The organism is uncultured Cyclobacterium sp. (assembly GCF_963976465.1).
GTDB lineage: Bacteria > Bacteroidota > Bacteroidia > Cytophagales > Cyclobacteriaceae > Cyclobacterium.
Map to the genome: position 1 here is coordinate 1 of NZ_CAXBOC010000218.1, position 8544 is coordinate 8544.

Below are 8544 nucleotides of genomic sequence, written 5' to 3' on the forward strand. Positions count from 1 at the left end.
CGCTTTATGTAGAAGGCCAAGGACATCAACCGGGTCCAAAATACGGCCCTAGAAATTGGCATGTGGTACATTGGGACGGTAAAGAATGGCAGGACCATATCATTACCCAATCTGATCAAAATTATGATATGGGGAGCTTGTGGATTGATGGGGATAATTGGATGGTCATTGGACCAACCAACGATTCACCTCAAATTTATGGGGCAGGAGGAGAAGTAGAAATGTGGAAAAGTGCTGATAAAGGAAAGACCTGGAGCAAAACCAAAAAACTAACCAAAGGAAGTAAGCGAAACCATAATTATATCCGAAGGGTGGAAAAAGGAACAGATCCATTTTTATACTTTTGGGCAGATGGTGACCCCAATGATTTTAGCAAAAGTCAAATGTATTTTGGTGACAGCAAAGGTAAGGTCTGGCAACTTCCTTATGAGATGAAAGCTGACCAAGTAAAACCGAAACGGCTAAAGTCAGGTATTTTTAGCCGGTGGTTTTAACCAGCTTTTAAAAAGTATAAGAATAAAAGAAGTCCGATGAAGTAAATCTTAAATTTATTTTGCCGGACTTTTGCATTCCATCCTTTGAAATTCAACTATTAATTCCAATTAAGGCTTATACTTCTCATAGTTCGTTTGAGGTTTCCCTGATATTTTAAGTACCTAAAGGTTGCTTTGAAACATGTGGCAAGGTTTTAGTTGCTTCTCCTATGAATTTCAGGTTTTATTCTGTTTCTCCTTATTTTATGGGACACAACATTGGAATCTGATGGTCATTTAAAATAGAATATTTTTCTACCCCCATAAAGATAATGTAGCATCGGATATATGGATTCTTCTTGAAGTAAACCATTATCCTAATGGATTAGATGCTGAGTTTTTATCCGCAAAGGACAATAAATAGAATGATGATGGATAGATCATTGAATAAGCAAGTATGGCTAATTGCAATGTTATTTTTGATTCCTAGTGCTTTTAGCTGGGCTCAGAGGATCTCAGGTGAAGCCACCTTGAAAATTGATGATGGTTGGAACGAAAGAATTTATGCCATCAATCAGCTAGAATTTTATGAAGACAGCACCAATACCCTGACTTTTGAGGACATCAATCAGGAAGATTTCCAGCAGTTTATAAAAATCAGACCGGATTTCAGCAAAAACAAATTCAACACCAATTATACTTATTGGGTAAAGCTATCCATTGATAATAGTCCTGAAAGTGAAAAACGGTGGTTGTTGGAATTTTATGACCAAAGTATTGATCAAATAGAAGCTTATATTCCCAAAGCGGAAGGGGGCTATGAGATGAAGGCAATGGGAGACCATAACCCATTTTCACAGCGGCTTTTTAGCCATAAGAACTTTCAGTTGCAACTGGCCAATGATACAGCAGGTATTTCAAATTTTTATTTTAAAATTAATTCTTCCCAAAAAGCAGATATTAGAATTGCACTCAGGTCTTTGAACCGATTTGTGCATTACGCGCTAAGTGAGTATTTTCTTTATGGGTTATTTTATGGAATGATATTAATTATTGCCTTTTATAATTTTTTAATCTTCCTGGCAGTAAAGGAGATGAAGTATGTTTATTATATCCTTTATCTCCTAAGTGTAGGCTTGTATGCCATGAGTCTTGATGGCATAGGGTTTCAATATTTCTGGCCAAATTTCCCCCAATGGAATACTGTTGTCAATGGTGTTTTTAGTTTTTCAATCGTATTGTGGGCCATTTTGTTTACCGTAAGGTTTTTGAATACCAGAAGGAAAGCCCGATTCTTTCATTATGCATTGTGGTTGTCTCTAGCAGGTAAATTCTTCCTATTCTTTATGGGCTTATTTGTAGATCACAACTATTTTGAACTGACTTATTTTGACAGCTTACCTTTTTTATTGATCCTTACTACTGCCGTATATTTATTGATTAAGCAATACAAAGCCGCTAGATTTTTTGTCATGGCTTATGGGGTATTGTTTATTGGTATTAGTATAAAAGTCTTGGCAAATTACGCCATACTTCCACATACCACGCTTGTATATTATAGCCTTCACATAGCCTTTCTTTTGGAGATGGTACTGTTATCTTTTGCACTTGGGGATAGGATAAGGTTAATGAAAGAAATTCGCGACAAAGCATTAAAACGATCACTTACCCAATACAAAGAGAATATATTCCTGAAGGAAAAAGTGAACAAGGAGCTGGAGTCCAAAGTAAGTATTAGAACTGCTGAGCTCCAGGCAAAAAATGAATTGCTGGAAACTTACAATAGCCAGCTTCAAGCCAAGGATGAGGAGATCAAACGAATCAATGCCCTTTTGGATAAGGACAATTGGAAATTAAAAAGCTCCATTAGGGCCTCTTTTAAGGCGAGGTTGACGCAAAAATCCTTAACGCTTTCTGAGTTTAGAGAAATTTTCCCTGATTCATCCGCCTGCTATAGGTATTTAGAAGAATTAAAGTGGGCGGATTCATTTCAGTGTAGCCAATGTGACAACAACAAATATGGAAAGGCCAATAAAGTATTTAGCCGTAGGTGTACCAAATGTGGGCATATCAATTCTGTTACTGCAGGTACAATTTTCCACGGAATTAAATTTCCATTAGACAAAGCCTTTTACATCATTTATGCTTCCTACCTCACCCATGAAAAATTAACCCTGGATCAACTTGCTTCCATTCTGGATTTGAGAAGAAATACAATTTGGGCATTCCGGAAGAAAATCCTAACGAGAATAGACAGTGAATCGGGTTTTGAGATTGGCTGGGAAGAAATAGTACTATCTGAAATGGTTGATTATTGATACTAAAAAATCAATTTCATTCTACCTATCTTTCTATTTAAGGATTAAATAATGTGCTAACTTTTTCAATTGTTGCTTCTTGCACAGCCGGTTTATTCTGAGGATTAAAATGCCAGAAAAGATGCATGGCTTGGATTATTTTTTGCAAAAATTCCCTGCATGAAGTAGTTAGGAATTATTAGCCTAATTTAAATTTTATGGGTTAAACAAACCTGTTTACACCACATGTTATTCAACCGTTACAAAATTTCTAAAAACAGCTTTCATTTTGGTTAAATGAGGTTTTTTCCTGATATCAATGCGGTATTTTTTGACAAAAATGATGATTTTTTTAAGGCTTTTTGCATGCCATTGTCAGGCATTTTTTACTGTTAGACCTTCCTTTTTTCTAATTTTATTCTAGAATCAAAACGGATTTGATTTAAACCATAAACTATTAAAATTACCTAATCCCAAAAACCTATGAATTTTCCCTTTACTGTAGAGAAAGGAAATTTTAAACCCAAAATCCCTTTTTCATTATTATTTTCCGCACTCTTATTTTCAGTGCTTCTCTTTTCCAATTCCGGAGTATTGTATGCACAGCAAGTTACGGTAAGTGGTACCGTAAAAGATCCCTCAGGAGAATCCATCCCCGGAGTTAATATACTTGAGAAAAACACAGGAAATGGAACCGTCACAGATATTGATGGTAATTATGAATTACAGGTCAACTCTTCTGAATCTGTCTTGGTTTTTTCATTTATCGGATTTCAAACGCAGGAGATCATTGTTGGCGATCAAAGTACCATCAATGTAAATTTTGAAGAAGATGCACAAGGGCTCGAAGAAGTTGTTGTCATTGGCTATGGTACCCAACGTGAGCGAGACCTTACCTCAGCCATTAGCACGGTAAAATCAGAAGACATTGTTAAGACCCCAAACTCCCAAGCCATGCAAGCTCTCCAAGGACGGGTTGCAGGTGTGCAAATTGTGAGTAACGGAGCGCCCGGAGCTTCTCCGACTGTCAGGGTTCGTGGCGTAGGTTCTTTTGAAGGAGGAGGGGCTCCCTTATATGTCGTTGATGGGATGTTTTTTGATAACATAGACTTCCTTAATCCCAACGACATCGAAACGATTTCTGTATTAAAAGATGCTTCTGCCTCTGCCATATATGGGGTTCGTGCCGCTAATGGGGTAGTAGTAATTGAAACCAAAGGTGGAAATTACAACCAAGAACCTGAAATCGTATACGATGGCTATTATGGCATCCAAAATCCTCAAAATGTATTGAAGATGGCTAATTCCCAGCAGTTTGTTCAATATGTGAATGAAACTGGTTCGGCTGCTGATATGGCTTTCGTACAAAATGCCATTCAACGGTATGGAAGAAGTTATATAGACCCATCCTTGCCGGCGGTTAATACAGATTGGTATGCTGAAATGATGGCACCTGCAGCCATTCAAAATCATAATCTTTCTTTTAATGGAGGAGGTACCAAAACAAGGTATTCCATAGGTGCAAGCTATTTTGACCAGGAAGGATTAATGAAAGAAACACGCAATAGTTATCAGCGAATGAATTTTAGGGTTAAGCTAGATACAGATGTTAAAGAATGGATGACAGTTGGTGGGAATTTAAACCTTAGCACGGCCGAGCAATTCAATGGAGACAATGGGGCTTGGTTTAGATCCTATTTTGCAGTACCGATTTTACCGGTTTATGATGAGAGCAATACCGCTGCCACTCCATACCGTTTGTCCAATGCCCAACAATTGGGATACAGAAGCAACCAAAACCCTTTTTATAACTTGCTTTATTCTGACAACAGAAATAAGGTGGCCAAGTTGCTAGGTAATTTTTATTCCGAGATAGAGGTAATTCCCAATAATTTGACATTCAAAACATCCTATAATTTCAGCATGGAAAGCGTTAATACCAGGAATGTTGGCTTTGCTTATAGTGATGGTAGGGAGGAAAGGCAATCTTCAATAAGAAAAAATTCATTTAGCAGGTATGATCAGATCTGGGACAACTTTTTAACTTACCAGAACAATTTTGACTTACATAACCTAACCGTAGTTTTGGGGCAATCTTTCAGAAGTGAAACAAATGAAGTTTTATTTGCTCGTGGAGAGAATCTAAACCCTGATCCTATGCGAGGGGAAGAGGAGTTTTGGTATTTAAGTAACGCGACAGATTATGACTTGAATGACATCGGCGATGGTGGAAACAGGCTTTTTTACCAATCTTATTTCTCTAGAGTAGCTTACAATTATGCAGACCGATATCTTTTGTATGGAACATTTAGAAGAGATGGGAACAACAAATTCCAACAGAAGTGGGGTAATTTTGCCACATTTGGAGCAGGATGGGTATTAACTGAGGAATCTTTTTTCAATGTTCCGGCAATAGATTTCTTGAAGCTAAGAGGCTCATGGGGCCAGCTGGGAAATGATGGAATCAATTCTTCAGTAGGTGCACCTGAATTGGTAGAAAACAGGGGTGCCTATGATGGTGTTTTGGTAATTGGCCGTAGGTTGGATCCTACCTTTGACCTCATCGACCGTTGGGAAACCACTGTGGAGATCAATGTAGGCTTAAATGCCAGGTTTTTTGGAGAGCGCTTGGCTCTCGATGCCGATTATTTTGTTAGGGACACCAGAAATTTGGCAGTTAGTATTATCCCGCCGGTCATTAGGGCCAGTGAAAGAAGGAGTGTAGGAGAAATTAGAAATGAAGGCTTGGAGCTTTCTTTAAATTGGGAAGACATTGTTAGCCCTGAATTTTCTTATTATTTCGGTGGAAATATCAGTACCCTAAAAAACACTGTTTTAAGTTTGGGTGGACCGGAAAGTCTGGATGCCGGATCAGCTGAATTCAGGCAGCGATCTATTGTCGGCCAACCTTACCTTGCATTTTACGGGTATGAAACGGACGGTGTATTTCAGACTGAAGAACAAATAAACAATTACGGTTATTCCTCTCAGTTTATTTCAGAAAACAACTTGCAGCCGGGAGACCTAATATTCAGAGATCAAAATGGCGATGGGCTAATTAATGATGAAGACAGGGTAGTGCTTGGCTCATTCCTACCCGAATACACCTATGGGTTCAATGCCGGCTTTACTTATAAGGACTTTGAATTCTCGGCTTTGATCCAAGGACAGGTGGGCAATAGTATTCTCAACCGGAAGAGGGGAGAAATAATTTTCACCAACGACACCAATATAGATGCTGAGCTTGCAGAAAACCTTTGGAGGGGAGAGGGTACTTCCAACAAATACCCTTCAGCAGCCGGCTTAAGAAAAAGCTGGAACCAGAATTTGAGCAACTATTTTGTGGAAGATGGAAGTTATTTCAGGGTGCAAAATGTACGCTTGACCTATGCCCTCAAGGACAAACAGCTATTGGGAATGAAATTTCCGGAAAGTAGCATTACCCTTACTGCGGATAGGCCACTTACCCTTTTTAATTACAATGGCTTTAATCCTGAAGTCGCCAATGGTATAGACCGTCAAGTGTACCCCATCCCGGGAACTTACACCATTGGATTGAATATCAAACTATAAATTCGAAACAAAGATGAGAAATAAGAAATATAAAATCGTTTTGTTTTTGGCTTTGATTTCAGGGTTGATAGGTCAATCCTGTACAGATTTATTGGATGAACCTCTGGAAAATAAATTTATTGCCGAAAATACAGATTATACGCAGTTCCAAAACATGGACTTGTTACTTTATGGAGCTTATAATGAATTTTATTCCTTGCAGTGGGAAAGCTACCCAATCATTAGTGTGAGAGGGGATGATGTCAATGCAGGAGGGGATCAGGTACCCTTGACAGAAACCGATAATTTTCAATACAATAGGAGCTTTTGGATGTACAATTCCACCTGGCTAAACCTTTACTCTGACCTTCTTTTTTGGCATGGTGCCATGGAGGAAATTGAAAAATACAGAGAGGCAGGAGCCAGTGAATCAGATACTCGCCAATATATTGCTGAAATCAAGGTGCTTAGGGCTTATGAACTGATGTACCTGGCAAAACTTTGGGGCTCAGTATTGATCCCTAGTTCTTCAGAGCCAAGCCACCTTTTTAACGTTGAGCTTTCTGATTTTGATGCGGTTATGGAACATATTTCCGGACAAATGGATGAAGCCATTCCTGATCTTCCCAGCGTTCATCCAAATCAAAGGTCTAAGGTTCGAGGTGGGGTAACCCGGTATACAGCCTTGGCAGTGAAAGCCCTTGCCAATTTAGAAATGAAAAATTACTCGGAAGTAGTAAATGCCACGGATGAAATCATTGGAAGTGGATTGTTTACACTAGAACCTGATTATTATCAGCTCTTCAAGCTTCCAGGAAAGCTAAATGACGAAAACTTATTGGAGTTGCAATACTCGGATTTTGGCCAAGCGAGTGGGACCAATACCAGGTATTTATGGGATTTTTTCGGCCCGGCCAACTGGACACCGACTGTTGCCGGTGCAGGAGGGGGATGGGGCTTTTGGGAGCCTTCTGTTAAATATGTGAAATTCATGTTGGATAGAAATGAGCAAGAAAGATTATCTACTACGGTGTTATTTACACCGGATGGTATATCCGAAATCCAATCGGATCCTGCCTACTCCACCCTGCCCAATTGGGTAAGCAACAGCAGTGAAGATGGAGATGTTTTTAACAATCATCCCAGGTATAATTTCCTCAGTGGAAAACATTACCTGCCTTCTACCCAACTTACACCTGGAAGGTTCTCTTATGGAGAAAATAAAAATTTCACCTGCATTAGATATGCCGAGATCCTACTCATCCATGCTGAAGCGTTGGTAAGTGGGGCCTCAGGTGGGGTGATTTCTGCAGATGAAGCCGTAAATCTGGTACGAAACAGATCAGGCTTAGGAAACCTTTCTGGTGTTGATCTTGATTCCGTTTTGGATGAAAAATTTGCTGAATTTGGCATGGAATGGGGTATCCGGTATTATGATTTGGTGCGCCATGACAAAACCAGTGCGCTTAATTATGGAGGAAGAACCTATGATGCCGGGGCAGATAGATTCTTGCCCTATCCTCTTGAGCAACAGGATATTTTACCTCAAATCAAAGAGGCAGCAAACAACAATTAATGAGAAAAATAAAATGTAATCCAATGATAAAGAATAGGTTAAGTTTTATTGTTTTGATGTCAATAATCATCAGTTCATGTACAGAAGGATACATTGATGATATTGACTATGTGGCACCGGGCACGGATAATGAGGCGCCTGAAATCACTGTTAATTTTCCAAGTGAAGGAACTCAAATTCGTGTTGTTGAGGATGTCACCGCCATAAATATAGATTTGGAGGTCGTTGATGATATTGAAATCAATGAGGTCTCATTGGTAATGGATGGAAGCGAAATTGCCAGTTTCAATGATTTCCCTGATTATAGGAGGTTTTTATCCGTATACAATTTTGAAGGGCTAACCAATGGGCAGCATTTGCTTGAAGTAATGGCCACAGACATGTCTGGTAAATCGGCTACTGAGTCCGTTACTTTTGAAAAAACGGAGCCCTATCAACCCATCTATGACAATGAGGTATTTTACCTGCCTTTTGATGGTGATTATGTGGAATTGATACAGCTTCTAACTCCTGATATTGCTGGTGCGCCGAGCTTCGCAGATGGCATAGTGTCCAAAGCTTATGCGGGAAATACCGATTCCTACCTAAAATTTCCGACCGAAGGCTTGAAGAGCAACTCATTTAGTGCCGTATTTTGGTACAAGGT

3 protein-coding genes and 2 pseudogenes are annotated in these 8544 nt (G+C 39.2%); all 5 read left to right on the forward strand.

Annotation, left to right across the window (positions count from 1 at the left end; all coding sequences use genetic code 11):
- Positions 1 to 494 (forward strand): annotated as a pseudogene (locus AAC037_RS13110) (hypothetical protein); the annotation flags it as partial.
- Positions 495 to 898: 404 nt separating this feature from the next.
- Entirely contained in the window at positions 899 to 2791 is a 1893-nt protein-coding gene (locus AAC037_RS13115) for a 7TM diverse intracellular signaling domain-containing protein (protein WP_339903418.1), read from the forward strand.
- 462 nt (positions 2792 to 3253) lie between these two features.
- Complete coding sequence (locus tag AAC037_RS13120; protein WP_339903419.1) at positions 3254 to 6343, forward strand: TonB-dependent receptor; 3090 nt, start codon at positions 3254 to 3256, stop codon at positions 6341 to 6343.
- A gap of 13 nt (positions 6344 to 6356) precedes the next feature.
- A complete protein-coding gene (locus AAC037_RS13125) occupies positions 6357 to 7898 on the forward strand; it encodes a RagB/SusD family nutrient uptake outer membrane protein (RefSeq protein WP_339903420.1) in 1542 nt (513 codons plus the stop codon).
- 23 nt (positions 7899 to 7921) lie between these two features.
- A pseudogene (locus AAC037_RS13130) lies at positions 7922 to 8544 on the forward strand (LamG domain-containing protein); the annotation flags it as partial.

Bases quoted from the DNA above. Each gene is read 5' to 3' on its own strand.
- AAC037_RS13125 (WP_339903420.1), top strand. From the start codon at position 6,357: ATGAGAAATAAGAAATATAAAATCGTTTTGTTTTTGGCTTTGATTTCA.
- AAC037_RS13115 (WP_339903418.1), top strand. From the start codon at position 899: ATGATGATGGATAGATCATTGAATAAGCAAGTATGGCTAATTGCAATG.
- AAC037_RS13120 (WP_339903419.1), top strand. From the start codon at position 3,254: ATGAATTTTCCCTTTACTGTAGAGAAAGGAAATTTTAAACCCAAAATC.